The sequence below is a fragment of the Conexibacter woesei DSM 14684 genome (assembly GCF_000025265.1).
GTDB lineage: Bacteria > Actinomycetota > Thermoleophilia > Solirubrobacterales > Solirubrobacteraceae > Conexibacter > Conexibacter woesei.
In genome coordinates, this window is sequence record NC_013739.1 from 5,190,161 (window position 1) to 5,216,219 (window position 26,059).

Sequence of the window (26,059 nt, forward strand, 5' to 3'; positions counted from 1 at the left end):
ACCCTCGGCGCGCACCCTGCGGGCCATGACCAAGACCATCGTTCGGACGGCCGCGGTCGTCCTCGTCCTGCTGTCCGCCGCGCCGGCGGCCGCGCTGGCCGACACGCTGCCGCGGATGTTCGCCTACCGCGTCGTGTCGGTCGAGCAGAGATACCAGTGGACCGACATGAGCAGAGGCTATCCGGAGAAGTGCGACTCCTGGATCAAGGGCGGCGGCGTCATCACGACGTCCGTCGGCGCGTACACCGGCCTGCTGAAGCTCGACGAGTACTACGCCGGCAAGATCTGGGGCCACTCGCCGAAGGAGGGACCGGCGCAGGTCGAGCGCAGACTCGACTACCAGGGCCACCTGAAGCCAGACACCGAGGAGTGCTCGCCGTGCGGACCGTTGAGCGAGTACGGCCGCTGCAGAGGCGAGGTCCCCGACGAGAACGTGAAGGCGACGTGCGGCCCGAAGAGAGCGCGCGCGTCCACCTCGCTGACGGCGGAGAACCGGTCGCTGACGTTCAACGTCGCCGCGGGGCTCGACGACTTCCAGCAGCGCTGCCCGGAGGTCGAGCTGCCGGCCGATCCCGGCCCCGAGCGGCCGGAGTTCGGGAAGATGACCGAGCGCGGTGGGACCCGCCAGCTGCTGCGCCTCAGAAGAGGCGAGCGGCACACGATCGTCTTCCAGAGCAGACGCGGGAGATGCGACCGGATCGGGCAGAGGGGCTGGCACCACTGCGCCACCTCGACGGCGAAGGTGCTCTTCCGCCGTACCTCCTGACGCTCGCTACCGGCGCGCGAACAGATCCGCCTCGACGACCGCGACGGCGGTCGCGCGGCGCGGGTCGCGCGCGCCGATCAGCGTCGTGAGGCGGCGGGCGACGGCGGCGTCGGAGGCGCCGTGGGGCGCGCGGATCCACTGGAACAGCGCGTCGGGGTCCTCGCCGGCGAGCAGCGCGGCGCGCAGCTCGTAGTGGAGCTGGTCGCGCAGGTCCGCGATCCGCGGCGACTCCGACGCCGGCAGCACCGGCCCCGTGTACGCCTGCACGGCCGCCCGCACGTCGCCGCCGTGCAGCAACTGCTCGACGTGCTCGACGTCGGTCGCGACCGGCGTCGCGAAGCGGTAGGGGCGCGCAGCAAGCGCCGCCCCGAGCGTGCGGCGCAGGCGCGACAGCTCCGACCGGATCGTCACGTCCGCGACCTCCTGGTCGCCGTACAGCAGCTCGCGCAGCTCACCGCTGCCGAGGCCGTCGGGGTGGAGCGCCAGCAGCGCGCAGATCTCCAGCTGGCGCGGGGTCACCGTCAGCGGCCGGCCGGCGGAGACGACCGCGTCGGCCGGCGTGCCGAGCAGGCGCAGCCGAAGCGTGCCGGTGTGGACGCCGTGGGCCGTGCCGGCCGACGCGGCGCCGGTGCGCAGCGCGGCGCCGTCCGCAGCGGACGCGGCGGCTCTGGGGGCCGCCCGCCGCCTGCTGTGCGGGTGCAGCAGCCAGTAGCCCGGCACCGCCGCGAGCTGTTCCGCCTCGACCACCGCGCGACCGATCCGCAGCCGGCCTGGCTCGGTCGGCGGCGGCACGCGGCGGCGCCCCAGGTCCTCGCCGAGCAGCCGTCCGCCGGGCGAGACGACCGTCACGCTCGCGCCGGCGCCGAGGTGGCCGCGCGCAGCCTCCAGCGCCGCCGCGTCCTTCCACGCGCTGAGCGCCGCCAGGTGCGCCTCGACCGCTCTCGCGGTCGCGTTCGCGAGCGCGAGCGTCGAGGGGTGCGCTGTGTCGAACGACCCGGTCAGGTCGACCGCGCCGAGCAGCCCGCCGTGCTCCGGGTCGTGGATCGGCGCCGCCGCGCACATCCACGACGCGTGCGTCGCGCTGTAGTGCTCGCCGGCGAAGACCTGGATCGGGTGGTCGGCCTCGAGCGCCGTGCCGGGCGCGTTCGTGCCGGTCGTGCCCTCGCTCCAGTCCGAGCCCGGCACGAAGCCGATGCCGAGCGCCGCGCGCTGCGTCGCACGGCTGCCCTCGACCCACAGCAGGTGGCCGGTGACGTCGCAGACGGCGACGATGTGGCGCGCATCCTCGGCGACATCGACGAGCAGCGAGCGGATCAGCGGCATCGCCGCCGCGAGCGGGTGTCTCGCTCGCCGTTCCTCCAGCTCCTCGGCCGTCAGCCGCGGCGGCAGCTCCTCACGCTCGGCGAAGACGCCCGCCTGCGCCGAGCGCTCCCACGACTCCAGCACGACCGGGCGCAGCACCCGCGGCGGCGGGTTGCCCTCCTGGACGCGCTCGCTCGCCCGTGCGATCAGGCGCGCCTGCGACGCCGGCTCGACGGCCGATCCGATCGCCAACCATGGATTGCGCACGGTGCTGTGCTCGCCTCCTTGGACAGGCCAGCCCCACCGCCACTGGCCGATCACCACGTCTCCCTATTGTGCAGCACCATCCCTTCCGACTGGAGGGAGCTGACCGTCAGCGCGCGACGAAGCCGCGCGCGGTCAGTCTGACGGCGCGCAGGTCGACGCCGAACGCCGCGCGCACCCACGTGCGGATCTCGGCGCGCCGGTCGCTGCGGCCGAGCGCGTCGGCCGGCCAGTCGGCGAGCAGGAACGTCCGCTTCATGTCGATCATCTCCGCCGCGGTCTGCTTGCGCGCGTCGGACAGGCGGACGGTCGCCGGGTTGGCCGCGATGTCGTTGCGCACCTCGCGCCGCAGCGCCGCGACCGCCGCTCTCGGCGGGTCGCTTCTGAGGTCGTGGTAGACGAGGTACAGCAGCATCAGGTCGAACGTCGCGACATCGCCGAGGTCGTTGCCGCGCAAGCCGTTGGCGCGCAGCACCTTGCGGCCCTCCGCGCGCAGCTCGGCGAGCACCGCGCGGACTCTGACCGGGTCGTAGCTCGACGGAAGCTTCGCGATCACGGCGTCGTCGTTGGCCCGCGTCACGCCCGCGCTCGGCGTGAAGCGCAGCGCCGCGAGCTGTCTCGCGGTCGCGCGTCTCGGCGCTCTCCCTCTCGCCGGCGCCGTGCCGGTCCCACCGCCGCTCTCCAGGTCGCGCCGCAGCGTCTGCGCGTTCGCCCACGCGCCGACGGCGTCGACGTACGGCGTCGCCGGTCCGTCGAGCTGCGCGGATGCGGGGCCCGGGAGCGCGAGCAGCACGCCCGCGGCGATCGCCCCCAGCAGCGTCCGTGCCCCCGTCTTCGTGATCGTCATGCGCGCCAGGCTAGCGCGCGCCGCGGGCCGTCTCCGCGGCAGGTACGTCGACCGGCGCCGCGGGCATGGTCCTCGTACGGGCATTGCGATCCGTTGACGTTCCCGGGCGTGATGGATAGCGTGTTTTCTCAATGGAACAGACGTTCGCGTATATGAACAATCGCCCGCCACTGATCGACGCGCACAACCACCTCGGCCGCTGGCTCGGGGCCGACGGCGGCTGGGTCCCCGCGGACCTGGCCGGCGGCGCGCCCGGCCTGCCGTGGACCGTGCCTGACGTCGGCGCGCTGCTGGAGCTGATGGACGGCGGCGGGATCGCGGCGATCGTCAACCTCGACGGCCGCTGGGACGCGGAGCTGGAGGCCAACCTCGACCGCTACGACCGCGCCCACCCCGGCCGCTTCGCGACCTTCTGCCAGCTCGACTGGTCGCTCGCGGCGCAAAGCGACGACTTCGCCGCCGCGCTGGTCGCGTCGCTCGAGCGCTCCGCCGCCGCGGGCGCGCGCGGGCTGAAGGTGTGGAAGACGCTCGGGCTCGGCTGGCGCGACACGCGCGGCCGCCTGCTGCTGCCGGACGACGAGCGGATCGCGCCCGTCTGGGAGGCGGCCGCCGACCTCAGCCTGCCGGTGCTGATCCACACCGCCGACCCGCCCGCGTTCTTCCTCCCGTTCGACGAGAGCAACCCGCGCTGGGAGATGCTGAAGGCGAACCCCGACTGGTCGTTCCACGGCGGTGACTACCCGTCGTTCGAGCAGCTGATGTGGTCGTTCGAGGCGCTCGTCGCCGCCCATCCGCGGACGACGTTCGTCGGCGCCCACGGCGTCGACGCCGAGGACCTGCCGTGGCTGACGCGGATGCTCGACGCGTACCCGAACCTCGTCGTCGACTTCTCCTATCGCGCCGAGGAGCTGGCGGCCGACGCCGACGGCGCACGCGCGCTGCTGCTGCGTCACGCTGACCGGGTGCTGTTCGGCACCGACCACTTCCCGCCGGAGGCGGAGGCGTACGCGAGCTGGTTCACGCTGCTGGAGTCGACGCTCGGCCTGCCGCCCCACGTGCTCGACGGGATCTACCGCGGCAACGCGGCGCGCGTGCTGGAGCTGGAGCTGGAGGCGGCGTCGTGAGCACGCGCGGACTCGACGTGACCGAGGTCGTCCCCGGCATCCACCGGATCGCCTCGCCGCTCGGCGAGCGGCCGATGGCGCAGTGGCTGTGCGTCGGCAGCGAGCGAATCCTGCTGGTCGACAGCGGCGTCGCCGGAACGCCGGCGGCCGCGATCGTGCCGGCGCTCGCCGGCCTCGGGCTGACGCCCGCCGACCTCACCGACGTGGTGATCTCGCACGCCGACGTCGACCACTACGGCGGCGACGCCGAGCTGCGCGCGCTCGCGCCGGCCGCACGCTTCGTCGCGCACCCCGCCGACCGCCCGCAGATCGAGTCGTTCGCCGCGATCACCGCGGCGCGCTACGGCTGGTACCGCGACTACGAGCTGGACTACCCGCCGCAGACGTGGGAGTGGCTGCGCGACGCCGCCGGCGCCGACGCGCCGCTCGACGGCGACGTCGCGCCCGGCGCGGACGAGGCGGCGTCGCCGGCGTTCGACCTCGGCGGCGGGATGGCGCTGGAGCTGCTGCACCTGCCCGGCCACTCGGCCGGCCACCTCGGCCTGCTGCACCGTGCCAGCGCGACCGCGATCGTGCTCGACGCCGTGATGGGCGACGGCTTCCGCTCCTACGACGGCGCGCTCGTCAGCCCGACGCCGTACGGCGACCTCGCCGCCTACCGCGGCTCGATCGCGACGCTGCGCGCGCTCGCGCCCGCACGGCTCGGCACCGCCCACTTCCCGCTCTTGCGCGGCGACGAGGTCGCCGCCTTCCTCGACCTGAGCGAGCGCTGGGTCGACGCGCTCGACGCCGCGGTGCTGGCGGCGCTCGGCGGCGCGCGCGACGAAGCGCACGGCAGAGGCGCCACCGATCGCGCGCGCTCGCTCGCCGAGCTGCTGCAGGCGTGCGACGCAGCCGTCGGCCCCTACCCGGAGGCGACGGTCGAGCTGGCCCGCTGCATCGGCGCTCACCTCGACGCCCACGTCGCCGCCGGCCGCGTCGTGCGGCTCGACGGCTCACCGCCGCGCTGGGCGCTCGCGTAGGCGGCGCCGCACGCGCGCGGCCAGCGTACGCACGTGGCGCGCGCGGCCGGCGCGCGCGGCGCTCAGCGCCGGCAGCCGGCGATCGCGATGCGCTGGTCGCGCGCGACGCGCCTGCCGTTCTGCGCGACGAACGTCAGCTGCGCGATCGACCGTCGTCTCGCTCTCGCGCTGCAGAGGTTCTCGCTCGCGGCGATCGCCGCGTGTCTGCCGGCGGCGAAGCTGAGGCGGAACTTCGAGATCGGCGCATCGGGCGCCGCGGCGAACGTGGTGCGGATCTGCAGCGCTCTCGTGATCGCGATCTTGCCGGCCAGCTCGACCCGGACCGCCCGCGCGTCGCCCTGCCCCCGCAGCGCGACCATCACGTCCGGCAGTCTGCTCGCCCGGTTGCGCACGAGCGCGACCCGCCCAACGAGCGGATCGCGCAGCAGCGGCGTCACCGCTACCGCGGAGCCGACGTCGATCGGGCAGCTGTCCGACCTGAACTGCTGCAGCGTGCACGCGTTCCGCGTGTTCAAGACCTGGAGCCGGGCGCTCAACGTCCGCGGCAGCGTCACCGACACCGATCTGACGTTCGCCTGCCCCGGCGACATCGCGAGCACGACCTCGAGCGGCGTCGAGTCGCCGCCACGCCGGTGCCGTCTGGAACCGGCGCGGAGCGTCATCCGCGGTCTGAACCGCAACGCCCCGCAGTCGCCGACCTGGAAGCGGCTCGCGACGGTCGCGATCCGGCCGCGCGTCGAGCGCAGCTGCCCGGCGACGCTCGCGGGCGAGCAGTTCGTCGGGTTCAGCATGAACCCCGGCCGATCGACTGCGAGCCGCACGTCGCGGATCCGCAGCGGGATCCCCTCCAGGCTGGCTGGGAACGGGTCCGACACGATCCTCAGCCGTGTCGTCAGCGGGTCGACGAAGATCGCCGCCCGCACGACGACCGTGCCGAGGTCGAACGGACCGGCGACCGCCGGCACGGCGACGCTCAGCCCGAACGCACCCCCGCGATACGGACCGGTGACGTAGACCTTCCCGTCGAGGAACAGCGGGCTCGCGCCCGGACCCGAGCCGACCTGCACCGAGCCGACCTGCGCGGCGACCGGACAGGTGCCGCGGGCGGCCGCCGCGTCGGCGCACAGCGTCGCGGCGGCGATCCGGCCGGTCAGCCCGGCCGGCAGCTCCGTCGAGATCGCCTCGAGCTGCTCGTGCTGATCGGGACGGGCGACGGCGAGCGCGAACGGCGACGTCCTGCCGGCGGTCGCATCGGCCGTCCCGGCACGGAAGGCCGGCTCGAACCGCGACGCGCCGCACGCGCCCCCGGCCCCGTCGGCGTCGGTCGTCATCGGCTGCTCGATCACGATCGCCGGCAGCGATCCGTTCCACGGCGTCAGACGCGCGGACGCGGCGGCCGTCCCGCACGTCGGCGCCGTCGCGAGCAGCCCGCGCTGCCCGCCCTTGAAGCGCACCCTGAACGTCGAGAACGGCAGCTGCGGCAGCTGCTCGAACGTCGTCGTGACGCGCCCGGTCGCGAGATCGGTCGTCACCCGGCTCGGCAGCTTCAGCGTGACGCCGGATCCCTGCGCCACCACGTAGAACGCGATCAGCGAGCCGAACGGGTTGGCACGCGGCTGCGCGAGGAAGACACCGCCGCGAAGCGGCTCGTCGAGCAGCGGCGTCGCGATCTCGACGCTGCCGATCCGCGACGCGTCCGGACACGCCGGCTCGGCGTCGGTCCCGAGCCGGATCTGGTCGGGGAAGCAGCCGGCGAGGCCGTCGGCCGACGACGGCGAGACCGACACCCCCTCGGGGAGGGCGACCGCGACGTCCTTCAGCGGGGGTGTGGCGAGCCCTCTCCAGCCCGTCTGCTGATCGACGTCGACGCGAACGGAGATGCCGCTCGGAGCGTCGGCGCGCGTCGTGTCCATGCCGAGGCCGATCGAGGCGCCGAACCGCTGCCGCTCGCAGCCCTTCACCGTCCTCGCGGCCGTCCGGGCCGAGCTGACCCGGCCCGGCGCGCCCCACGAGCTGACGCTCACGCTCGCGCCGTCGAGCTGACCACAGCGCGACGGGAGCGTCAGGAACGGGCTCGCGTCGCCCGGGAACGGCAGCGGGAGCCCTCCGAACGGGTCGGCCGGGTTGAAGCGCTCGGCGTCGTGCAGCGGGTCGCCGGGCGTGCCCCACAGCGTCAGCCGCTGGTCGAGCACGGGGAAGCGCTCGGTCACGTTCGGGATCGTCGCGACGAGCGAATGATCGTCCGGATCGAGCTCGATCCGGACGTGCACCGGGTTGCCGATCAGGGCGAACGCGAAGTCGGCGACGACGCCTTTCGGCGGGACCATGTTGTAGACCGCGATCTGCTGCGAGTCCGCCCACGAGTACAGCGAGGTCCCGTTGAAGAGCGTCAGGTCGACCGTGCCGACCTGGCTGCCGGCGGGGCAGCCGGCTCCCTGCCCGAGCGTCAGCGCGAGCTGGTCGTTGGTGCACTTCGCGGCCGTCCGCGTGCTGCCGTAGAAGCCTGCCGGCATCCGCACCTGGACGTTGCGCACGGTGTCGGCCGGCGCGGCGTAGCTGCCGCCGTTGCCGTCGTCGAAGCGGGCGGCCGGGACCGCAAGGCCCACCACGACGCTGAACGGATGCTCGCCTGCCTGCAGCTCGCTCACGGCTCTGCCCGCCTCGTCGACGACCTCGGCGCGGAAGCTGCCGTCGCGGACGCCGAACGGAACCGGCGCGAACCCGACCGGGGTGGTCGTCGCCGTTGAGACGGCCGGCGTGCCGCCGCCCTCGATCGTGGCGCCGCTGACGACGTCGCCCGACAGGCCCGCGTCGACCGTGACCGTGAGGAGGATCGGCGGCAGCACCTGGCCGGCCTTCACGGCCGGCCCGTTGAAGCCCGGGACGAGGTCGCACGTGAGCGTCGCGACGTCGCACGTCCAGGTCGTGCCGACGTAGTCGGCGTCCCCGACGATCGCCGTCACCGTCACGCCGGCGGGCAGGACCGCTCTGACCTGCACCGCGCTGCCGTCGGTCGCCGCCGCCCCGGCGTTCTTGGCGAGGATCCGGTACTGCGCGCCGGTGTCCCCGGGCGCAAACGTCGACGGCAGCGCCGTGGAGCCGATCTCCCAGCCGGCCGACGGCGTCGCCGCCACGGCGCTGCCGGTATGGGCAAGCAGAAGCGCGAGCCCGAGCGCGAGGAGCCGTACCGCCGCACGCACGCTAGCGCCCCTTCCGCGCGCGGTCGGCCGTGAACGTCAGGACGACGGCGGTTCTCGACGGGGCGCGGCCGGTCGGCCTGAAGACGATCCGGAGGGTGATCCGCACCGTCCCCCGCGCGCGCAGGCGCGCCCGGCTGCGCGCGTGCAACGCGATCCTCAGCGCGTGCGTACCAGCTCTGCGCACGAACGCCGTGACGGGTCTGACCCCCGCCCCGCTCGCCGCGACCTGTCCGCCGCCGTCGACCCGCACCCGCACGACGCCCGTCGCGCCGGCGAACGGACGCGGTCTGCGCACGACGAGCCTGCCCGCGCGCCGCGCGCCGGGCTCGACGTTGCCCCGGCCGGTCCCGCCGAGCGACCCGATCGCGAGCGCCTGCGGCGGCGACGCGGGCGCGCCCTGGCAGCCGTCGCCGTCGCACGGCTCGCGCGGCGGGGCGGGCGGCCGCGCCGCCCTGCCGCCGATGCGCGCGTCGTAGAGCTGCAGCGTCCCTGCCTCGGTCAGGCCCGGGACGAGCGGCGCATAGCTGGTGAAGAACGCGTCGCGGCCGCTCGCCGTCGTCCCGATCACGACATGGCCGGTGATCGACGCCGGAAACGACGTGCGGCCGTCGGTGATCAGCGAGACGGCACCGTCGTTCCACTCGTAGACGTCGAGATCCCTGTTGACGTCCTCCGGTACGAGCGGATCGGCCGTGCGGAAGAAGACGATCCGGCCGTCCGCGCTCATCGGGCTGGTGCGGTCGACCTGCAGGCCCGACCCGCTCAGCGATGTCGGGACGTCATGCGCGGGCGATCCCGCCGGCGGGCAGGAGATGCACGTCACGGCTCCGCTGCCCGCCTCGTAGCGGTACAGCTGCGTGCACGGGCGGGCGGCGCCGAACGGGTCGCGGCAGCCGCCGACGTCGGGGCCGCCGGGCTGCTGGCCCGAGGCGAAGAGGTAGACCGAGCCGTCGGCGGTGAGCGTGTCGCCCGCCGACGGGACGCCCGTCAGGTCGCCTCTGCCCGACGAGCCCGCGACGTATCTGAGCGGTCCGTCGCCCGTCAGCGTGTAGATGTTGAGCGGCGAGTCCGGCGAGCCTCTGCCGGGCACGAGCAGCGCCGGCGAGGTGAAGTAGACCCGCGTGCCGTCCTCGGAGGCGATCGCTCTCTGGATCTCCGCGCCGGCGATCCCGCAGGTCAGGCAGTCGGCCGGGCCGCCCGCGGAGCGATACACGTCGAGCCCGTCGTTCTGGTCGGCGAGCACCAGCTGCGTGCGGGTGGCGAAGACGACCGTGCGGCCGTCCGGCGTCGCCTGCACGAACGTCGCGCCGTGGTCAGCACCCGCGACGGGCGGCCCGGAGACCAGCCTCGTCTGGCCGGCGTTGCGCACGAACAGGTTGAACGGATCACCGCAGGAGGAGCGGCCGAGGAAGTGCACGTACGACCCGTCCCGGGAGATCCAGTGCTGTCCCGCCGTGACGCGTGTGGAACCCGCGCCGATCGCGGCGCCGCAGGCCGACGCGGAGTCGTCGGGCAGCACGCTGAGGAGCCGCGGGATGCCGGCGCCGAAGTCGTACAGCTGCGGCGTGACCTCGGACCCCGGGTCGCGCGGGTCCAGCGACGTCCCCGACAGCGCGACGACGTGCGCGAGGTCGTCGGACGTGAGCGGCTGCACCGCGTACTGCTGCTGGTAGCCCAGTCCTCCGGGCCATCTGACGAGCAGCTCCTGCGTGCGGTCGGCGCCGAGCCGCACGAGCGACGTGGGCGGCGGCGGCTGCGGGAAGACGCCGTTGGTGACGGCGTAGGTGAAGCGCGCGAGATCGGTCGTCGCGCCGGTGAAGAAGTACACCGACCCGTGCTGCTCGGCGCGGGGCGGCAGCAGCCCCCGCGACGTCCAGCCGTCGTCGCCCCGGGTCGCGAGGAAGCTCGGCAGCGCGCCGTTGGTGGCGAGGTCGTTGCCGCCGACCATGTCGTAGAAGAGCCTGTCACCGTCGTCGCTGTAGAGCACGTTCGCGACCCCGGTCTGGTTCGTGTCGGTCGGGACGAGCTCGAGCTGGCGCCCGTGCTGGAGATCGGCGACCGCGGCGTGGGGTGGCGACGCCAAGCAGAACAGCACGACGCAGACACCCATGTACCCGACGCGCCGCAACGCCGACGCGAGCACGTCTGACCTCTTCACCATGCCATCCCTATCCCCACAGCGTTAACCCAGGCGTGCGCGCAGTGACAGCCGCTCACGCCGAACACACCTTTACATCATTTCGTGCAATGGACGATACAGATCCACGATTTCCAGCGCAAGTACGATCGACTCACAAAGTGTTGATCGATCTCACGATCTTCTGCTATAAGACCGCAGGGGTCAGGGAGCCGGCGCGCCGCAGCGCGGCCGCGTCCGTCGGTGTCGCTGCGACGACATGGCGTCCCGGCCGAAGCCGCCATGAGAAAGGGGAGAGCACGGGCGTCTCGCAGCGTTCGTTGCGGCAGGTTCGCATGCGCGCGGGCAGGCGCAAATACAGTGACGTACCTCGCACGTAACTCTTCACGACTGGAGCAACTTCATGTCTTCAAGATTCCGCGCCGCCGTCACGGCGGTCGTGGCGCTCGTCGCTGTCGCTGGATTCACCGGCGTCGCGTCGGCGCTAACCCTGTCCATAAGCCCTGGTGGAGCGATCACGGGAACATCCACGAACTCCAACTTCAGAGCTTCTGGCATCAACATCACATGCACGGTGAACCTGATAGGCACACTCGTGACGTCGGTCGACAACACAGCCGGCAGATCGCTCGGATCGATCACCAGCGGAACGGCGACGCCGTGCACCGGAGGGTCCGCCCTCGTCCTAGCGAATCCAGCCTGGAACGTGTCGCTGACGAACGCGGTCCCGCTACCGCTCAGCGGTGTCACGAGCACCGGACTCACGATCAGCGGGGTCGGCTTCCTAGTCGACATCCCGGCGACCGCGTTGAGATGCCTATACGGCGGCACGATCAGAGCGACGCTCACCGGCACGGGAGGGATACCGAATAGAACCACCGGCATCACCGTGTCGTCGCAGTCGGTTCCGCTCGTCGCGAACCTAAGCGCCAGAACGTGCCCGCCGATCGGCACGTTCAGCGCAACGTTCAGCATCCCGACGCAGACGATATCCGGCTGACCGCCGAATTGGGAGGACGCTCACGCAGCCAGACGTCGCGTGAGCTCACGCGTTGACGACGAGGGCGGGAGCCGCGCTCCCGCCCTCGTTCAACGCACGGCCATATCCGTTCACCGTTCAAACCTGCGTGTGCGTTCACACGCCGAAGGAGGAAGCACATGACATATCGCAAGCGCTTGGCGACCGCCGTCGCGGTCGCGGCCGCCGCGACGGGCGCGCTGGCCGGCACCTCCGCCGCGGCCTTCCCCGACTTCTCCGACTGCCCGAGATCGACGCCCAACCTCAACGCGTGCATCAACGTCGCCGCGCAGAGAGGCTTCATGGACATAAAGGGCTTCAGAGTGCCGCTCGGCGACTCGATGCAGATCCGTGGCGGCCTCGTCTTCGGAGCGACGCCGGAGGACACGCTCTTCGTCGCGCCGAGAGGCACGACGGGCTTCTTCGCCAGACCCGTGCAGGTCCCGGGCGGCCTGATCGGGATCGACTTCCCGATCCCGGGCAACGCGGTCACGGCGACGGCGGAGCTCGCCGGCCCCCCGTCGGCGATCAGATTCAACCTCGCGACGTACGGGATCTCGCAGCCGATCAAGCTCAAGCTGACGAACCCGATCATCGGACCCGGGTGCCAGATCGGCACGAACGCCAACCCGGCCAGACTGAACCTCCTCACCACGACCGAGGGCACGACGACGTTCTTCGACGACTACGTCCTCGTGACGGGCAACGTCAACACCGACAGAACGTTCAGCATCCCGGGCGCGTCCGGCTGCGGGATAGGCCTCGGCCTCATCAACGCCGCCGTCAACCTCAAGCTCGGCCTGCCCTCGAGCTCGGGCAACAACACGATCCAGCTCACCAGCAACGTCGCCGTCGGCGGCCTCTGATCACGGCTGGCCGGGTCCGCGCCGCGGACCCGGCCCTAGCCGGCCAGCACCCGCGCGAGACCGCGCCAGCGCGCCTGGCGGTAGCGGAACAGCAGCTGCGCGAAGAGCCACACGAGCGGCGTGACGGGTCCGGCGTCGAGCTGGACCTCGTCGGTGTAGCGGCAGCCGCCGCCGTCCGGCAGCGGCTCGAACGTGAGGCGGTGGTTCCAGGCGCGCACGAGGCCGCCGCGCTCGTTCGTGTACAGCCCGCGCGAGCCGATCTCGACGACGCGCAGGTGGTGACGCCAGGACGGCAGCACGCCGAGCCACCACAGCCGCGCGGCGGTCTCGGTGCCGGCGGAGACGTCGTCGAAACGGTCGGGCAGATCGCGCGCGGCGAAGATCGGCCGCACGACGTAGGCGAACAGCGCCGGCTTCTGTGCCAGCTCGCACGCGGCCTCGGCGGCGAGCGGGAGGTCGGTGGTGACGCGAACGGAGCGCATCGATCTATTGTGAGCAATCACTCGTATTCGTCTACTCGCATTCGAGGAGCCTCCGCGACGATGGCCAGAGCGCGCCTGAGCCCCCGCAAGCAGCCGCGCCAGGAGCGGGCGAGAGAGACCGTCGAGGCGATCCTCGAAGCGGCTGCTCAGGTCTTCGAGCGCCACGGCTACGCCGCCGGGACGACGAACCGCATCGCGGAGCGCGCCGGGATCTCGATCGGCTCGCTCTACCAGTACTTCCCGGGCAAGGACGCGATCCTGCTCGCGATCGTCGAGCGCCACGTCGACGAGGGCGCCCGCGCGATGACGCCGCTGCTGGACGGGCTGCTCGCCGAGGCGCCCCCGCTGCGCGACGGCCTGCGCCGCGTCGTCGAGGCGATGGTCGCGCTGCACCGCGACCGGCCCGCGCTGCACCGCGTCCTGTTCGAGGAGGCGCCGCGCCCGCCCGGCCTGCGCCGCCGGCTCGACGCCCTCGCCGCCGCGGCCGCCGCGCGGCTCGCCGCCTACCTGCGCGCCTCGCCGGAGGCGACGGTCGCCGACGCCGAGCTGGCCGCGCGCCTGATCGTGCAGGTGATCGAGTCCGTCACGCACAACCTCGTCATCCACCCAGCGGGCGAGCACCCGCCGGAGGCGTGGATCGACGCGACCGTCGCCATGCTCGCCGCGTACGCGACCGGCCCGGCACCATGAACATCTATAGTGCTAGTCACCTAGATGAATGGAGAAATCATGGTCGCCGCGCAACCGAACCCCCGCTTCCGACCGCCGCCCGGCGCTGCGCGCCAGGCACGCCGCGCCGCCGTCGCCGCTCTGCTGCTCGCCGCGAGCACGCTCGGCCTGCCCGCAGCGGCGCTCGGCGCGCCGGCACCGGCGCCCGCGCGGGACGAGACGATCGCGCCCGCGCCACGGCTCCCCGCGCCCACCGGTGCCGCGCCCGTCGGCGTTCGCACGCTCGCGCTGGTCGACCGCACGCGCCGCGATCCCTTCGCCCCTCGCCGTGACGGCCGTGCTCGGAAGCGGGCCGTCGTGGCCTCGCTCTGGTACCCCGCGCAGCCCTCGCAGGCGCCGCTCGCCCGCTACGCGCCCCGCCGCGTCCTGCCCGCGCTCGTCGCCGACTCGGGCGTCTCACCCGCCGCCTCCCGGCTGCGCACCCACGCCCGCACCGGCGCGCCGATCGCTCCCGGCCGCCACCCGCTGCTGCTGTTCTCGCCCGGCTACGCGATCTCGCGCCTCGGGTACCAGCAGCTCGCCGAGGAGCTGGCCAGCCAGGGCTACCTCGTCGCCGCCGTCGACCACACGTACGAGTCGCCGGCCGTCGAGCTGCCCGGCGGGCGCATCATCCGTCGCAGCCTGACCAAGCGGGACGCCCCGCGCGCGATCGTGCTCGACACCCGCGTCGCCGACGTGCGGTTCGTCCTGCGCTCGCTGCGGCGGACCGAGCGCGACCACGTCGACCCGCGCCGGATCGGCGTCTTCGGCCACTCGCTCGGCGGGGCGACGGCGGCCAACGTGATGTTCCGCGAGCGGGGCGTGCGCGCCGGCGCCGACCTCGACGGCTCGATCTTCGGCCCCGTCGCGCGGCGCGGGCTCGACCGCCCGTTCCTGCTCTTCCGCGCCAACGCCGCCGCCGTCCACGATCCGTCGCTGACGACGTTCCACGCCAGGCTGACCGGCGCGCGCCCGATCGTCGACGTGCCGACGGCGCGCCACCTCTCCTTCGGCGACCTCGGCGTCGTCGCCCGGCCCGCGCCCGCCGACGTGCGACGCAGGGTGCTCGGCACGATCGACCCGCTGCGCGCGGTCGCCGTGCAGCGCGCCGTGCTGACCGCCTTCTTCGACCAGGCGCTGGAGCGGGCCCCCGCCGCGCCGCTGCCGGCGTTCCCGGAGGCCGTCGTCCAGGAGGACGACGGCCGGCGCTAGCGAACCGCGCCGCGCGCGATCAGCGGCCAGACCTCCTCGACGACGCCGTCGCGGGCGGCGTAGAGGCGGTCGTGGAGGTTGACGCACGTGCACACGTGGTTGGGGATGACCGCGACGCGGTCACCGACGCGCCAGGCGCCCGCGTCCGCCGCGCCGCCCGCCAGCTCGCAGACCGCGTGCTCCTCGTTGAGCGCGACGATCTCGGCGCCGGGGGCGCCGACGACGGTGCCCCAGCCGGTCAGCCCGGCCGGCGGGCCGGCCTCGCCGAGCGTCTTGCTGCCGGAGTCGAGCACGGCGCGGCCCGGCACGCTCGTCGAGACGACCGTCGCGTGGACGTGCAGCGCCGAGTCCTCCGCCGTCCAGGCGCCGCGCGCCTCGCTGCGGTCGAGGAAGACGTAGTTGCCGGCGCGCACCTCGGTCATGCAGGTCTCATGGGAGAGGAACAGCGACGCCGTCGAGCCGCCGGAGACGCGGTCGCAGCGGATCCCTGCCGCCAGCAGCGCCTCGCGCGCCGCGCGCAGCCGCACGTCGACCTCCGCCAGCCCGGCGCGGACCTGCTCCAGCGTGCCGCGGACGTGGCCGGGATAACAGGAGATCCCTGCAATGCGCAGGCCGGCGCCAGCCACGCCGCCCGCGCCCGCGCCGCCCGCGCCACCGCCGCCGCCGCTCCCCCCGAACCGCTCCACGCCCTCCGCCAGGGCGAGCGCGGCGGCCGCGTCGGCGACGCCGGTGCGGCGCATGCCGACGTCCAGCTCGATCAGCAGCTCGGCGCTCGTTCCGCGCGCGCGCAGCGCGCGGTCGAGCCCCTCCGCCGCGGCGAGCGAGTCGAGCGCGACGGTCAGCGGCGCCTCCCCCGCCACCGCCGCCAGCCGCTCCCACTTCGCCGCCCCGAAGACTGGGTAGTGCAGCAGCAGCGGGCCGAGCCCGTGCGCCGCGAAGCGCTCTGCCTCGGTCGTCTTCGCGGCCGTGAAGCCGGCGACGCCGGCGGCGCGCTGGCGCTCGGCGACCGCGACCGTCTTGTGCGTCTTGAGGTGTGGCCACAGCGCCAGCCCGTGCTCGCGCGCGTAGGCGCCCGCGCGCGCGACGTTGCGCTCCAGCGCGCCGAGGTCGACGACGACGGCCGGCGTCTCCAGCTCCGCGACCGGCTGACCGATCATGCGTGCACCAGCGCCCGCCGCCCCAGCGCCTCGCCGCTGACCGGGTCGAAGACGTGCAGCGCGCGGTGGTCGACCGCGAGGTCGACGCGCTCGCCCGCCCGCACCGCGTGGCGTCCGTGGACGCTCGCGGTGAAGCGGGCGCGCTGGTCGTCGGCGAGCAGCGTGCCGTCGTCCGGATTGCTCTGCTCGCTCGCGTCGCGCACCGCCTCCGCGGTCACCCGCTGCGCCTCCAGCGCGAAGACGGCGAGCGTCTCCGCCCCCAGCTCCTCGACCGCCTCGACCGTCACCGCGATCCGCGGCCAGGTCGGGTCGGCCTGCGGGCCGGAGAGGTCGATGTCGGTCGGGCGCAGCCCGAGCACGACGCCGCGCTCGCCGCCGGCGCCGACGAGGTCGCCGAGGCCCGAGCCCTCGGGCAGCGGCAGCGTGTGCTCGCCGAAGCGCACGACGCCGTCGGAGATCGTCGCCTCGACGAGGTTCATCGACGGCGAGCCGATGAACGCCGCGACGAACAGGTTCGCCGGCTCGCGGAACAGCTTCTGCGGCACGTCGCACTGCTGCAGGACCCCGCCGCGCATCACCGCGACGCGGTCGCCGAGCGTCATCGCCTCGACCTGGTCGTGCGTGACGTAGACCGTCGTCGTGCCGACGCGGTCGTGCAGCCGCGCGAGCTGCCCGCGCATCGAGGCGCGCAGCTTCGCGTCGAGGTTCGACAGCGGCTCGTCCATCAGGAACGCCGCCGGCTCGCGCACGAGCGCCCGGCCCATCGCGACGCGCTGACGCTGACCGCCCGAGAGCGCGACCGGCTTGCGCCGCATCAGCTCCTCCAGCCCGAGCATCTTCGAGACGTCGTCGACCCGCCGCGCGACCTCGTCCTTCGGCGTGCGCCGCTGGCGCAGCCCGAACGCGAGGTTCTCCGCGACGGTCATGTGCGGGTAGAGGGCGTAGTTCTGGAACACCATCGCGATGTCGCGGTCGGGCGGCTGCAGGCGCGTGACGTCGCGGTCGCCGATGCAGATGCGCCCGAGCGTCACCTCCTCCAGCCCCGCGATCATCCGCAGCAGCGTCGACTTGCCGCAGCCGGACGGGCCGACGAGCACCATGAACTCGCCGTCGGCGACCTCCAGCTCGACGGCGTCGACCGCGCGGACGTCGCCCTCGTAGACCTTCGAGACCTGCTCGATCTTGATCGCGCCCATCGCTCAGCCCTCGGGGTCGGGGAGCACCGCGACGCAGTCGATCTCGACCTTGATGCCGCGCAGCGCCGCGCCGACCGTCGTGCGCGCCGGCAGCGCGGCGCCGGGCGCCGCGTCGGCGAAGAAGCGCTTGTAGACCGCGTCCATCGCGTCGAACTCGTCGAGGTCGGCCAGGAAGATCCCGACGCGCACGACGTCGGCCGGCGTCGCGCCGCCGTCGGCCAGCACGCGCGCGAGGTTCTCCAGCGTCAGCTGCGTCTCCTGCTCGATCGTGCCGCTCACGACCTCGCCGCCGTCGAGCGGCCCCTGGCCGGAGACGTAGAGGGTGCGGCCGCTCGCCAGCATGCCCGGCGAGTAGGAGGCGGCGGGGGTGGTTCCGGCGACTGGTTGCTTCATCGGTCTAGCCCTTCACTGCGCTCGAGGTGAGCGATTGGATGAACGTTCGCTGCGCGAGCAGGAACGCGATCAGCACCGGCAGCGTCGTCAGCACGTCGCCGGCCATGACGGCGGCCCACTCGGTCCGGTGCTGCCCCTGGAACGTCGTCAAGCCCAGCTGCAGCGTGTAGTTCTCGTCGGACGAGATCGCGATCAGCGGCCACGTGAGGTCGTTCCAGATCGTCAGGAACGTCAGCACGGCGAGCGTCGTCAGCGCCGGCCGCGCGAGCGGCAGGACGATCTTCACGAGCACCGTCAGACGCGAGCAGCCGTCGATCCGCGCCGCCTCCTCCAGCTCTCTCGGCAGCGAGACGAAGAACTGCCGCAGCAGGAAGATGCCGAACGCGGAGACGAGCCCCGGCACGATCAGCGCGCCCAGCGAGTCGATCAGCCCCAGCTCCTTCATGATCAGGAACGTCGGGATCATCGTCAGCTGGAACGGGATGATCAACGTCGTCAGCATCAGCGCGAAGATCACGTTCGAGCCGCGGAATCTCATCCGCGCGAACGCGTACGCCGCGAGCGAGCAGAGGATCAGGTTCGAGATCACCGCGGCCGAGGAGACGATCGCGGAGTTGAGGAACCAGCGCGGGAACAGCCCGTTGGAGAGCACGTAGTCGTAGCCGGTCACGTGCAGCGCGTCGGGGATGATCGTCGGCGGGAAGCGGTTGATCTGCGCGTTCGACATGAACGACGTCAGGAACAGCCAGATCAACGGCGCCGCGAACAGCAGCGCCATCGGCGCCAGCACGAGGTGCCAAGGGCTGAACGGCAGTCTCCAGCGGCCCCGCTCCTGCGGGACCGGCGGCGCGGCGCCCGCGCGCCGCTCCGGCGCGGCGGTCAGCGCGCTCATGCCGCCACCGCCGCTCGCTCGGCGCGCCGCCGGCGGATCGCGCGGACGGCGAGTTGGCCGCCGCCGATCGCGAAGATCGCGACCGCGAGCACGTACGCCGCCGCCGAGCCGTAGCCGGCGTGGAAGAACTGGAACGCCTGCTCGTAGACGTAGTAGACGACGACCGTCGTCGAGCCGAGCGGCCCGCCGCGCGTCGTCGCGTAGACGAGGTCGAACAGCTGCAGCGCCTGGAACGTCTGCCACACGAACAGGAACACCATCACCGGCCGCAGCGACGGCAGCACGATCTTGCGCAGCGTCGCCCAGCGGCGGGCGCCGTCGATCGAGGCCGCCTCCATCAGCTCTCTCGGGATGTCCTGGAGCGCGGCGAGGAAGACGATCACGCAGAAGCCGAGCCCGCCCCAGAGGCCGATCCCGACGAGCACGTAGAGCGCCTGGCCGGGGTCCTGCATGAACCCCTGTCTGGAGATCCCGACGCTGTCGAGCGCCGCGTTCGCGAGCCCGTACTGCGGATCGAGGATGAAGCTGAACAGCACGCCCTGCGCGGCGGCGGACATGATGAACGGGACGAAGATCATCGTCCGGTAGATCCCGATGAAGCGGATCTTGCGGTTCAGCATCATCGCGATCGCGAGGCCGCCGCCGACGCTGAGCGGGACGAACAGCGCCGTGTAGATCAGCGTGTGCTCGACGGCGTCGCGGAAGGTCGGGTCTCTCGCGAGCGCGCTGTAGTTGTCGAAGCCGATCCACTCCGCCGGTGTGACGAGGTCCGATCTCTGCAACGAGAGCAGGAACGCCCACGCCATCGGCAGGAAGTTGAGGCCGAGGATCAGCAGCGTCGAGGGCAGGATGAACAGCCATGCGCTCGGATGCTGGCCGAAGATGCGCCGGCGCCACGAGGGCGCCGGCGCGGCCGCGGCTGGTGCGGCGGCGGACATCTGCTCAGCCTCCCGCCCCGGCCCCGGCGAGCACGGCGTCGGCTCTCTGCGCGGCGGCGTCGAGCGCCTCCTGCGCGTCAGCGCGGCCGAGCAGCACCGCGACGACGCCCTCGGCGACCGCCTTGGAGATCTCGGGGTAGACCTCCAGCGACGGCCGTGCGCGCGCCGTGTCGAGGCTCATCGCGAAGACGTCGGTGCCGGGGACTCTGCTCGCGAGCCTTCTGTACTCAGCGGTCTCCTCGGTGCTTCTGCGCAGCGGCAGCGACTGCGTCGCGGCGACCCATGCGAGGTCCTGTCTCTCGGCCGTCAGCCACTGGATGAACTCCTGCGCGGCTCTGGAGCGCTCGTCGCCGTTGTCGAACAGGACCCAGTTGTCGGCGCCGGCGATCGTGGTGTGGTCGCCGTCGAAGCCGGGCAGGCGCTGAGCGCCGTAGTCGACCTTCGCGTCGATCACGTCGGGCAGCACCCACGGACCGGCCTCGATCATCGCGAGCTTGCCGCCCTGGAACAGTCTGATCGCGCGCTCGCCGTTGGGGTCGGAGTCGACGAAGATCGACTTGTCGTCGGTCGCCATCTCGCCGATCAGCTCCAGCGCTCTGACGCCAGCGGGCGAGTTGAACGCGGCTCTGCTGCCGTCGGGCGTGAGGATGTCGCCGCCCTGCTGCCAGATCATCGGCCACAGGCGCCAGGTCGTGTCCTCGCCGCCGCCGCCCGGCCACGAGTAGCCGAACTGGCCCTTGCCCTCGTCGGTCAGCTGCTTCGCCGTCGCGCGGAAGTCGTCCCACGTCCAGTCGGCCTCGGGGTACGCGACGCCCGCGTCGTCGAACAGTCTCTTGTTGTAGATGATCCCGAGGTTGTCGGCGAGCGCCGGCACCGCGCGGACTCTGCCGTCGACGGTCGCGCCCTCGCGCTCGCCCTGCCAGAAGTCGTTCCATCTCCAGCCCGGCTCGGCGACCGCCTCGGTCAGGTTCTGGACCTTGTCGCTGCGCGAGATGTTGGCGAGATCGGAGCCGAACACGTACGCGACGTCCGGGTAGGAGTCGCCCGCCAGGCTGGCCGTCAGCTTCGTCAGCATCTCGTCGGCGAGCACGCCGCCGGAGTTGGCGTCGACCTTGATGCTCGGATGGGTCGCGTTGAACTCGTCGACCAGTCTCTCCAGCGCTCTCTGCGTGATGTCGTTCTGGCCGTGCCAGAACGTCACCTCGGTGACGCCGCCCGCGCTCCCGCTTCCCCCGCCGCCGTCGTCGTCGCTGCTGCCGCAGCCGGCGACGGCGAGGGCGCCGATCACCGCGCCCACCATCAGCATTCGTCTCATCACAGATCCACCTCTCTCCAGGTCAGCGTCCGAGCAGTTCGCCGCCGTCGACGACGAGGTCCTGCAAGGTGATGTGGTCGCTCTCCGGGGAGAGCAGGAACGCGATCGCGTCGGCGACGTCGGTCGGCGTCGCGACGCGGCGGTCGGGGATGCGCGGGCGGAAGCCCTCCAGCGTCCCGTCGGCCATCTGCTGCACCGCCGCGTGGTCGCCGGCGACGGTGCGCATCATCGGCGTGTCGGTCAGCCCGGGCGAGACGGTGTTGACGCGCACGCCGTCGTGCGCGGCCTCCATCCCGAGCACCCGCAGCGCGTGCGAGATGCCGGCCTTCGAGGCGCAGTACGCGACCTGCCGCATCCGCGGCATGCGGCCGGCGATCGAGGAGACGCAGACGATCGCGCCGCCGTCGCCCGCCGCCATCTCCTTCGCGTACGCCTGCGCGACGAAGTAGGCGCCGTGCAGGTTGACGTCGACGATCTGGCGGAACTCGTCGCGCGTGACGTCGAGCGCAGGCGTCGGGAAGAACATCCCCGCGACGATCGCGACGCGCGTCGCCTCGCGGCTGCGCTCCACCAGCGCGTCGACCGCGGCGGCGTCGGTCACGTCGACGCGCAGCGAGTCGACCTCGTGGCCGGCGGCCCGCAGCTGCGCCGCGACCCCGCCGACGCCGTCGCCGTCGAGGTCGGCGAGCACGACCCGCTCGCTCCACGGCTCGGCCGCGAGCCGCTGCGCGACGACCGCGCCGATCCCCTGCGCGGCGCCGACGACGACGGTCGTGCCGGGGCGCGACTCGCGTGGCGTCAGCGGCGCGAGCGCGGCGAGCTGGCCGTTCTCGGCCTCCGCACTCATCGCAGCGCCTCGGGGATCAGGTCGCCGTGGGCGGCCGTCAGCTCGTCGCAGAGCGACCAGATCTGGTCGAGCGAGAGCGTCGCGGCGGCGTTCGGGTCGAGCATCGCCGCATGGCGGACGTGGTCCTTGTCACCCTCGATCGCCGCGCGCGCCGTCAGCTCGCAGACGTTGAGGAACGTGCGGTTGAGCGCCGCCAGCTGCGCGGGGTAGTCGGCGACGTGCGTCGGCTGGACGCCGGAGCCGTCGACCAGGCACGGCACCTCGACGGCCGCGCCGCGCGGCAGGTTGTCGATCAGGCCGGTGTTCTGCACCGTGCCGTAGACGACGCGCGGCGTGCCGGTCTCGATCGAGTGGATGATCTCCGGCGCGTACTCGATGCTCGGCTCGCCGGGCAGGTCCTCGCCGGCGGCGAGACGACGGCGCGTCTCGGCGTACTCGTCGAGGTTCTCCTCGCTCATCTTCACGTACGCGCCGACCTCGATCCGATGGCGCTCGATCGCCTCGTCGTCGCGCATGAACCACGGCAGGTACTCGGACGAGTGCTCGCTCGACTCGGTCGGGAAGTAGCCCAGCCGCGAGTACATCTGCATGCGGACTCTGCGCAGCAGCTCCGGGTCCTGCGCGATTCTCGCGTCGAGCAGCGGGTAGAGGTCCTCGCCGTCGCGCTCGAAGCGCAGGATGAACGCCTGGTGATTCACGCCGGCGCCACGGAAGGTGACGTCCTCGAACGGCACGCCGACGTACTCGGCCAGCTGTCGCGTCGTGTTCTGCACCGAGTGGCAGAGGCCGATCACGTTCTGCTGGGGAGAGCCTGCATAGGTCGCCCAGCAGAGCGTCGCCATCGGGTTGGTGTAGTTGAGCAGCCAGGCGCCGTCGTTCGAGACCTCCGCCATCTCGTTGCCGATCCCGTGCATGACGGGGATCGTGCGAAGCGCGCGGAAGATGCCGCCGATCCCGAGCGTGTCGCCGATCGTCTGGCGCAGCCCGTACTTCAGCGGGATCTCGTAGTCGGCGACAGTCGCTCTGTGGCCGCCGACCTGGACCATGTTGATGACGTAGTCGGCGCCGTCGAGCGCGGCGCGGCGGTCGGCGTGGGCGCTGATCGCCGGGGCGGCACCGGCGTTCTTCGCGGTCCAGCGCGCGACGCCCTCGGCCGTCTCCAGCCGCTCCGGGTCGATGTCGTGCAGCGCGATCGAGACGTCGTGCAGCTCAGGGAAGGACAGGATGTCGCCGAGCAGCATGCGCGTGAAAGTGGCACTGCCGGCGCCGATCAGGGTGATTCTCGGCATCAGGCTCCGTCGAGTTCATGTTCATCTATGTGAACAGTTTTTCTCTCCTCGGAACGGCACAGTAGCGCCCTCCCCGAAACCGCGCAAGCCGACTGCGCGCTTGCCGGTCGTGCTAGCGTCGTTTCGCTTTGTGAACACGAGTTCTTCGTGGCGAACCAATCTGGAGGGTATGAGGGATGGCCGGACGGCTGGATGGGAAGGTCGCGATCGTGACGGGCGCGGGCTCGGGGATCGGCCGCGCGACCGCCGTCGCCTACGCCGCCGAGGGCGCACGCGTCGTGCTCGCCGAACTCGTCGCAGAACGCGGCGAGACGGTCGCCGCCGACATCCGCTCAGCCGGCGGAACCGCGTCCGCTCTGACCGTCGACGTGACCGACTCCGCCCGCGTCGAAGCACTCGTCGCTCAGACGGTCGAGCTCTACGGCACCGTCGACGTGCTCGTCCACTCCGCCGCGAACGTCCCACTCGTCAACGACCACGACGCACGCCTCACCGAACTCGACGACGACATCTGGCACCGCATCATCAGCCTCTTCCTGACCGGCACCTACCACGTCTGCAAACACGCCGGCCGCCAGATGATCGCCCAACGCTCAGGCTCGATCGTCCTCGTCTCCACCACCGACGCCCTCGTCGGCGTCGCCGGCCTCGACGCCTACACCGCCGCCAAAGGCGGCGTCACCGCCCTCACACGCTCCTTCGCCGCCGGCATGGCGCCCGACGGCGTCCGCGTCAACGCGATCTGCCCAAGCTTCGTCTCCACCGAACCCCAACAGGCATGGCTCGCCGACGCCACCTCCCATGACACCATCGACCGCTTGCACCTGCTGCCGATCGCAACCCCGGAAGACATCGCGCCGATGGCCGTCTACCTCGGCGCCGACGAGTCACGCGTCGTCACCGGCGGCGTCTTCCCGATCGACAGCGGCTACACCGCCTTCAAGGCGAGACTCGACGTGATGAGCGCGATGCGCGTCGAGGGGCAGGCCTCATGAGCGCCGCGGGCGGGGCGGTCAAGTCGGCCGATCGTGTGCTGGCGATCCTCGACCTGCTGGCCGAGCGCGAGGCGCTGACGTTCTCCGAGGTGGTCGCGGCGCTGGAGCTGCCGAAGTCGTCGGTCCACAACCTGCTGCAGACGATGATCGACCGCGACTACGTCGAGTACGACGCGGCCGCGAAGTCGTACGGGCTCGGCATCCGCGTCTGGCAGATCGGCCGCGCGCGGCGCGACGTCGAGCACCTGCGGACGGTGCTCAAGCCGCTGATGGACGAGCTGCGCTCGCGCACCGAGGAGACCGTGCAGCTGGCGCGGCTGGAGGGCGCGGACGCCGTCTACCTGGAGATCAGCGAGTCGCCGCACCCGATGAAGCTCTCCTCCACCCCGGGCGTGCGGCTGCCGGCGCACGCGAGCGGGATCGGCAAGGTGCTGCTCGCCGCGCTCGATCCCGACGACGCGCGCGCCCGGCTGGAGGGCTCGGTGCTCGAGTCGTTCACGTCGCACACGCTGACCGACGTCGAGGCGATCATGGCGGAGCTCGACAGGGTCCGTCAGCAGGGCTACGGGACCGACAACGAGGAGTTCGCGATCGGCTGCCGCTGCACCGCGATGGCGGTCCGCGACGGCGCTGGCCAGGTCGTCGGCGCGATCTCGGTCTCGATCCCGACGCCGCGCTACAGCCGCGACGTCGCCGCGAGAGTCCGCAAGGCGCTCGGCGAGATGACGACCGCCGCCCAGGCGCAGCTCGCGCGGCGCGGCTGACGGGCGTGTCAGCGCGACGCTGCGCTGACACGCCCTCCTGCCGCTCCGATCGGCTACGGCGCCGGCGGATCCGTCACGTACAGCTTGGTTCTCCAGGGGATTCTGCCGCTGAAGACCCAGGTGTAGCCCCAGACCGGGTCCTTTCTCAGGCCCATGCTTCTGGCGAGCGTCTCGAACGGGTTCGTCTGCCCCATCGCGGTGTACTGGAAGCCGGCCTCGAACGAGAACGCGAACCCGGGTCCGCCCGTGTCGCCGAAGTAGCCGCCGTATCTCGACATCGCCTTCGCGATCGCCCGCTCCCACGCCGGCGCGCCGGTCGCGTCGATCTCCGTCTCGGTCATGTCGAGGAAGAAGCGCGCACCCATCGGCGCGCGCACGCCGGCCGAGACGGCGTCGCCCTTGAACGCCGGGTAGATGCTCGACCCGTTGCCGCCACGTCTGTTCGCGTCCGGCGCGACCGTGCCGAGGCCGAACGTCGTGTCGGCGGTGCCCGTCTCGATCACGAGGAAGAGCGCGTGGTCGATTCTGCCCGCGAGCAGCTCCGGCCCGCGGATCAGGCCCGCGTGCGCGCCGAAGTACGGCGCGGTCGTGCCGCCGATCGTCGGATCGGATCTCGTCATCGCGGGCGTCACGATCCCGAGCCCGTCGTATCTCTGGCGGTAGCCGATCTCCGCTCTGACGATCCCGCTGCTGCGTCTCGCGCGCCACAGGTCGTAGCTCCAGCAGTCGGGCGTCACGATCGCCATGTGCCCGTCGCTGCCGCCGGCCGCTCGGGCGGCCGCCGGGACCGGGATTCTCGCGCCGTCGAGCGAGTAGCCGGGGATGTCCAGCTCGACGACCGGGTCGGTCACGCTCGCGTAGTAGATCGGGTGGTTGTACTCCTTCGCCGGCTCCTGCTCGGTGACGAGGTTGCCGATCCCGCTCGCGAGCGCGTTGGAGACGATCGTCGCCGACTGCGGGTGGATCGTTCTGCTCGTCACCGCGTTGAACGGCGACGCGTTCGAGTACGGCGGCTGCGTCGCCGTCGGCGGCGTGGTGGCGTAGTCCATGCAGCTCGTCGCGTCGACCGCCTCGCTGCGCAGGATCGCGCGCACGTCGCGCGACTCGTCGTCGCCGACGAGGATCCGCGGCTCGCTCGGGTCGTCGACGTAGACCGGCCCGCGCACGAACTGCAGGCCGTTCATGTAGCTCACGCGTCTCAGCGTGCTGAGGTCGTACGGCGCCGCCCGTGGCGGCGCGGCCTCCTCACGGCCGGTCGCGACCACGGCGTAGCCGACCAGCACGACGATCGCCGCGACCATCCAGAACTGCAGCTTAGACAGCAT

Annotated in this window: 23 protein-coding genes; 8 read left to right on the top strand and 15 right to left on the bottom strand. The window is 72.5% G+C overall.

Annotated elements, in window-relative coordinates; all coding sequences use genetic code 11:
• Positions 1–25: 25 nt before the first annotated feature.
• Positions 26–766, top strand: a complete 741-nt coding sequence (locus CWOE_RS33655) for a hypothetical protein (RefSeq protein ID WP_012936329.1) — start codon at positions 26–28, stop codon at positions 764–766.
• A gap of 6 nt (positions 767–772) precedes the next feature.
• Here CWOE_RS33655 and CWOE_RS24435 read toward each other — a convergent pair whose 3' ends face one another.
• Together CWOE_RS24435 and CWOE_RS24440 are read right to left on the bottom strand one after the other, a co-directional pair.
• Positions 773–2,320 carry a GAF domain-containing protein gene (locus tag CWOE_RS24435; protein WP_041730908.1) on the bottom strand — a complete coding sequence of 516 codons (1,548 nt, stop codon included), beginning with the start codon at positions 2,318–2,320 and terminating at the stop codon, positions 773–775.
• 121 nt (positions 2,321–2,441) lie between these two features.
• Positions 2,442–3,179 carry a DUF6683 family protein gene (locus CWOE_RS24440; protein ID WP_012936331.1) on the bottom strand — a complete coding sequence of 246 codons (738 nt, stop codon included), beginning with the start codon at positions 3,177–3,179 and terminating at the stop codon, positions 2,442–2,444.
• A 131-nt stretch (positions 3,180–3,310) separates the two neighbouring features.
• On the opposite strand from CWOE_RS24440, the gene CWOE_RS24445 reads away from it, so the two are divergent.
• Positions 3,311–4,303, top strand: coding sequence for an amidohydrolase family protein (locus CWOE_RS24445; protein ID WP_012936332.1), 993 nt, complete (start codon positions 3,311–3,313; stop codon positions 4,301–4,303).
• On the top strand, positions 4,300–5,325 hold the full coding sequence (locus CWOE_RS24450; protein WP_012936333.1) for an MBL fold metallo-hydrolase: 1,026 nt from the start codon (positions 4,300–4,302) through the stop codon (positions 5,323–5,325). The genes CWOE_RS24445 and CWOE_RS24450 overlap by 4 nt, the downstream gene beginning before the upstream one ends.
• A 62-nt stretch (positions 5,326–5,387) precedes the next feature.
• Here CWOE_RS24450 and CWOE_RS24455 read toward each other — a convergent pair whose 3' ends face one another.
• The 3 genes from CWOE_RS24455 to CWOE_RS24465 all read right to left on the bottom strand — a co-directional run bounded on the left by CWOE_RS24455 (position 5,388) and on the right by CWOE_RS24465 (position 11,637).
• Complete coding sequence (locus CWOE_RS24455; protein WP_012936334.1) at positions 5,388–8,525, bottom strand: hypothetical protein; 3,138 nt, start codon at positions 8,523–8,525, stop codon at positions 5,388–5,390.
• A gap of 1 nt (position 8,526) precedes the next feature.
• Entirely contained in the window at positions 8,527–10,686 is a 2,160-nt protein-coding gene (locus CWOE_RS33660) for a TolB-like translocation protein (RefSeq protein WP_012936335.1), read from the bottom strand.
• A 360-nt stretch (positions 10,687–11,046) separates the two neighbouring features.
• The gene (locus CWOE_RS24465) at positions 11,047–11,637 is read right to left on the bottom strand and encodes a hypothetical protein (RefSeq protein ID WP_041730912.1); all 591 of its coding nucleotides are present in this window, start codon (positions 11,635–11,637) and stop codon (positions 11,047–11,049) included.
• A gap of 183 nt (positions 11,638–11,820) precedes the next feature.
• Between CWOE_RS24465 and CWOE_RS24470 the strand changes: the two genes are divergently transcribed.
• Positions 11,821–12,546 (top strand): hypothetical protein, encoded by a 726-nt coding sequence (locus CWOE_RS24470; RefSeq protein ID WP_012936337.1) that lies wholly within the window; start codon positions 11,821–11,823, stop codon positions 12,544–12,546.
• 35 nt (positions 12,547–12,581) lie between these two features.
• Here the strand turns inward: CWOE_RS24470 and CWOE_RS24475 are convergent, their stop codons facing one another.
• On the bottom strand, positions 12,582–13,028 hold the full coding sequence (locus CWOE_RS24475; protein WP_012936338.1) for an SRPBCC family protein: 447 nt from the start codon (positions 13,026–13,028) through the stop codon (positions 12,582–12,584).
• Between the two features lie 60 nt (positions 13,029–13,088).
• Here CWOE_RS24475 and CWOE_RS24480 point away from each other — a divergent pair, with 60 nt between their 5' ends.
• Complete coding sequence (locus CWOE_RS24480) at positions 13,089–13,718, top strand: TetR/AcrR family transcriptional regulator (RefSeq protein ID WP_012936339.1); 630 nt, start codon at positions 13,089–13,091, stop codon at positions 13,716–13,718.
• Between the two features lie 39 nt (positions 13,719–13,757).
• Positions 13,758–14,948, top strand: a complete 1,191-nt coding sequence (locus tag CWOE_RS24485; RefSeq protein ID WP_012936340.1) for an alpha/beta hydrolase family protein — start codon at positions 13,758–13,760, stop codon at positions 14,946–14,948.
• Here CWOE_RS24485 and CWOE_RS24490 read toward each other — a convergent pair.
• Genes CWOE_RS24490 through melA form a run of 8 tightly spaced genes read right to left on the bottom strand, consistent with a single transcriptional unit; the run spans position 14,945 to position 22,975 of the window.
• Positions 14,945–16,105, bottom strand: a complete 1,161-nt coding sequence (locus CWOE_RS24490; protein ID WP_012936341.1) for an alanine racemase — start codon at positions 16,103–16,105, stop codon at positions 14,945–14,947. The two genes, CWOE_RS24485 and CWOE_RS24490, sit on opposite strands and share 4 nt — an antisense overlap.
• Positions 16,102–17,301, bottom strand: coding sequence for an ABC transporter ATP-binding protein (locus CWOE_RS24495; RefSeq protein ID WP_012936342.1), 1,200 nt, complete (start codon positions 17,299–17,301; stop codon positions 16,102–16,104). The genes CWOE_RS24490 and CWOE_RS24495 overlap by 4 nt, the downstream gene beginning before the upstream one ends.
• A 3-nt stretch (positions 17,302–17,304) precedes the next feature.
• The gene (locus CWOE_RS24500) at positions 17,305–17,694 is read right to left on the bottom strand and encodes a RidA family protein (RefSeq protein ID WP_012936343.1); all 390 of its coding nucleotides are present in this window, start codon (positions 17,692–17,694) and stop codon (positions 17,305–17,307) included.
• A gap of 4 nt (positions 17,695–17,698) precedes the next feature.
• Positions 17,699–18,586: a carbohydrate ABC transporter permease gene (locus CWOE_RS24505; RefSeq protein ID WP_012936344.1), complete on the bottom strand. Its 888-nt coding sequence runs from the start codon at positions 18,584–18,586 to the stop codon at positions 17,699–17,701.
• Positions 18,583–19,524, bottom strand: a complete 942-nt coding sequence (locus CWOE_RS24510) for a carbohydrate ABC transporter permease (RefSeq protein ID WP_012936345.1) — start codon at positions 19,522–19,524, stop codon at positions 18,583–18,585. Before CWOE_RS24510 ends, CWOE_RS24505 begins: the two co-directional genes overlap by 4 nt.
• Positions 19,525–19,528: 4 nt before the next feature.
• Positions 19,529–20,839: an ABC transporter substrate-binding protein gene (locus CWOE_RS24515; RefSeq protein WP_012936346.1), complete on the bottom strand. Its 1,311-nt coding sequence runs from the start codon at positions 20,837–20,839 to the stop codon at positions 19,529–19,531.
• Between the two features lie 22 nt (positions 20,840–20,861).
• A complete protein-coding gene (locus CWOE_RS24520) occupies positions 20,862–21,686 on the bottom strand; it encodes an SDR family NAD(P)-dependent oxidoreductase (protein WP_012936347.1) in 825 nt (274 codons plus the stop codon).
• On the bottom strand, positions 21,683–22,975 hold the full coding sequence (gene melA / locus CWOE_RS24525; protein ID WP_012936348.1) for an alpha-glucosidase/alpha-galactosidase: 1,293 nt from the start codon (positions 22,973–22,975) through the stop codon (positions 21,683–21,685). Before melA ends, CWOE_RS24520 begins: the two co-directional genes overlap by 4 nt.
• 176 nt (positions 22,976–23,151) lie before the next feature.
• Here melA and CWOE_RS24530 point away from each other — a divergent pair, with 176 nt between their 5' ends.
• Together CWOE_RS24530 and CWOE_RS24535 are read left to right on the top strand one after the other, a co-directional pair.
• Positions 23,152–23,970, top strand: a complete 819-nt coding sequence (locus CWOE_RS24530; protein WP_012936349.1) for an SDR family NAD(P)-dependent oxidoreductase — start codon at positions 23,152–23,154, stop codon at positions 23,968–23,970.
• Positions 23,967–24,734, top strand: a complete 768-nt coding sequence (locus CWOE_RS24535) for an IclR family transcriptional regulator (RefSeq protein ID WP_012936350.1) — start codon at positions 23,967–23,969, stop codon at positions 24,732–24,734. Before CWOE_RS24530 ends, CWOE_RS24535 begins: the two co-directional genes overlap by 4 nt.
• A 53-nt stretch (positions 24,735–24,787) precedes the next feature.
• Here the strand turns inward: CWOE_RS24535 and CWOE_RS24540 are convergent, their stop codons facing one another.
• Complete coding sequence (locus tag CWOE_RS24540; protein WP_012936351.1) at positions 24,788–26,059, bottom strand: hypothetical protein; 1,272 nt, start codon at positions 26,057–26,059, stop codon at positions 24,788–24,790.

Coding starts and splice junctions, on each gene's coding strand:
- CWOE_RS33655 (WP_012936329.1), top strand. CDS start 26: ATGACCAAGACCATCGTTCGGACGGCCGCGGTCGTCCTCGTCCTGCTG.
- CWOE_RS24440 (WP_012936331.1), bottom strand. CDS start 3,179: ATGACGATCACGAAGACGGGGGCACGGACGCTGCTGGGGGCGATCGCC.
- CWOE_RS24445 (WP_012936332.1), top strand. CDS start 3,311: ATGGAACAGACGTTCGCGTATATGAACAATCGCCCGCCACTGATCGAC.
- CWOE_RS33660 (WP_012936335.1), bottom strand. CDS start 10,686: ATGGTGAAGAGGTCAGACGTGCTCGCGTCGGCGTTGCGGCGCGTCGGG.
- CWOE_RS24465 (WP_041730912.1), bottom strand. CDS start 11,637: ATGCTGAACGTTGCGCTGAACGTGCCGATCGGCGGGCACGTTCTGGCG.
- CWOE_RS24470 (WP_012936337.1), top strand. CDS start 11,821: ATGACATATCGCAAGCGCTTGGCGACCGCCGTCGCGGTCGCGGCCGCC.
- CWOE_RS24475 (WP_012936338.1), bottom strand. CDS start 13,028: ATGCGCTCCGTTCGCGTCACCACCGACCTCCCGCTCGCCGCCGAGGCC.
- CWOE_RS24480 (WP_012936339.1), top strand. CDS start 13,089: ATGGCCAGAGCGCGCCTGAGCCCCCGCAAGCAGCCGCGCCAGGAGCGG.
- CWOE_RS24485 (WP_012936340.1), top strand. CDS start 13,758: ATGGTCGCCGCGCAACCGAACCCCCGCTTCCGACCGCCGCCCGGCGCT.
- CWOE_RS24490 (WP_012936341.1), bottom strand. CDS start 16,105: ATGATCGGTCAGCCGGTCGCGGAGCTGGAGACGCCGGCCGTCGTCGTC.
- CWOE_RS24495 (WP_012936342.1), bottom strand. CDS start 17,301: ATGGGCGCGATCAAGATCGAGCAGGTCTCGAAGGTCTACGAGGGCGAC.
- CWOE_RS24500 (WP_012936343.1), bottom strand. CDS start 17,694: ATGAAGCAACCAGTCGCCGGAACCACCCCCGCCGCCTCCTACTCGCCG.
- CWOE_RS24505 (WP_012936344.1), bottom strand. CDS start 18,586: ATGAGCGCGCTGACCGCCGCGCCGGAGCGGCGCGCGGGCGCCGCGCCG.
- CWOE_RS24510 (WP_012936345.1), bottom strand. CDS start 19,524: ATGTCCGCCGCCGCACCAGCCGCGGCCGCGCCGGCGCCCTCGTGGCGC.
- CWOE_RS24515 (WP_012936346.1), bottom strand. CDS start 20,839: ATGAGACGAATGCTGATGGTGGGCGCGGTGATCGGCGCCCTCGCCGTC.
- CWOE_RS24520 (WP_012936347.1), bottom strand. CDS start 21,686: ATGAGTGCGGAGGCCGAGAACGGCCAGCTCGCCGCGCTCGCGCCGCTG.
- melA (WP_012936348.1), bottom strand. CDS start 22,975: ATGCCGAGAATCACCCTGATCGGCGCCGGCAGTGCCACTTTCACGCGC.
- CWOE_RS24530 (WP_012936349.1), top strand. CDS start 23,152: ATGGCCGGACGGCTGGATGGGAAGGTCGCGATCGTGACGGGCGCGGGC.
- CWOE_RS24535 (WP_012936350.1), top strand. CDS start 23,967: ATGAGCGCCGCGGGCGGGGCGGTCAAGTCGGCCGATCGTGTGCTGGCG.
- CWOE_RS24540 (WP_012936351.1), bottom strand. CDS start 26,059: ATGCTGTCTAAGCTGCAGTTCTGGATGGTCGCGGCGATCGTCGTGCTG.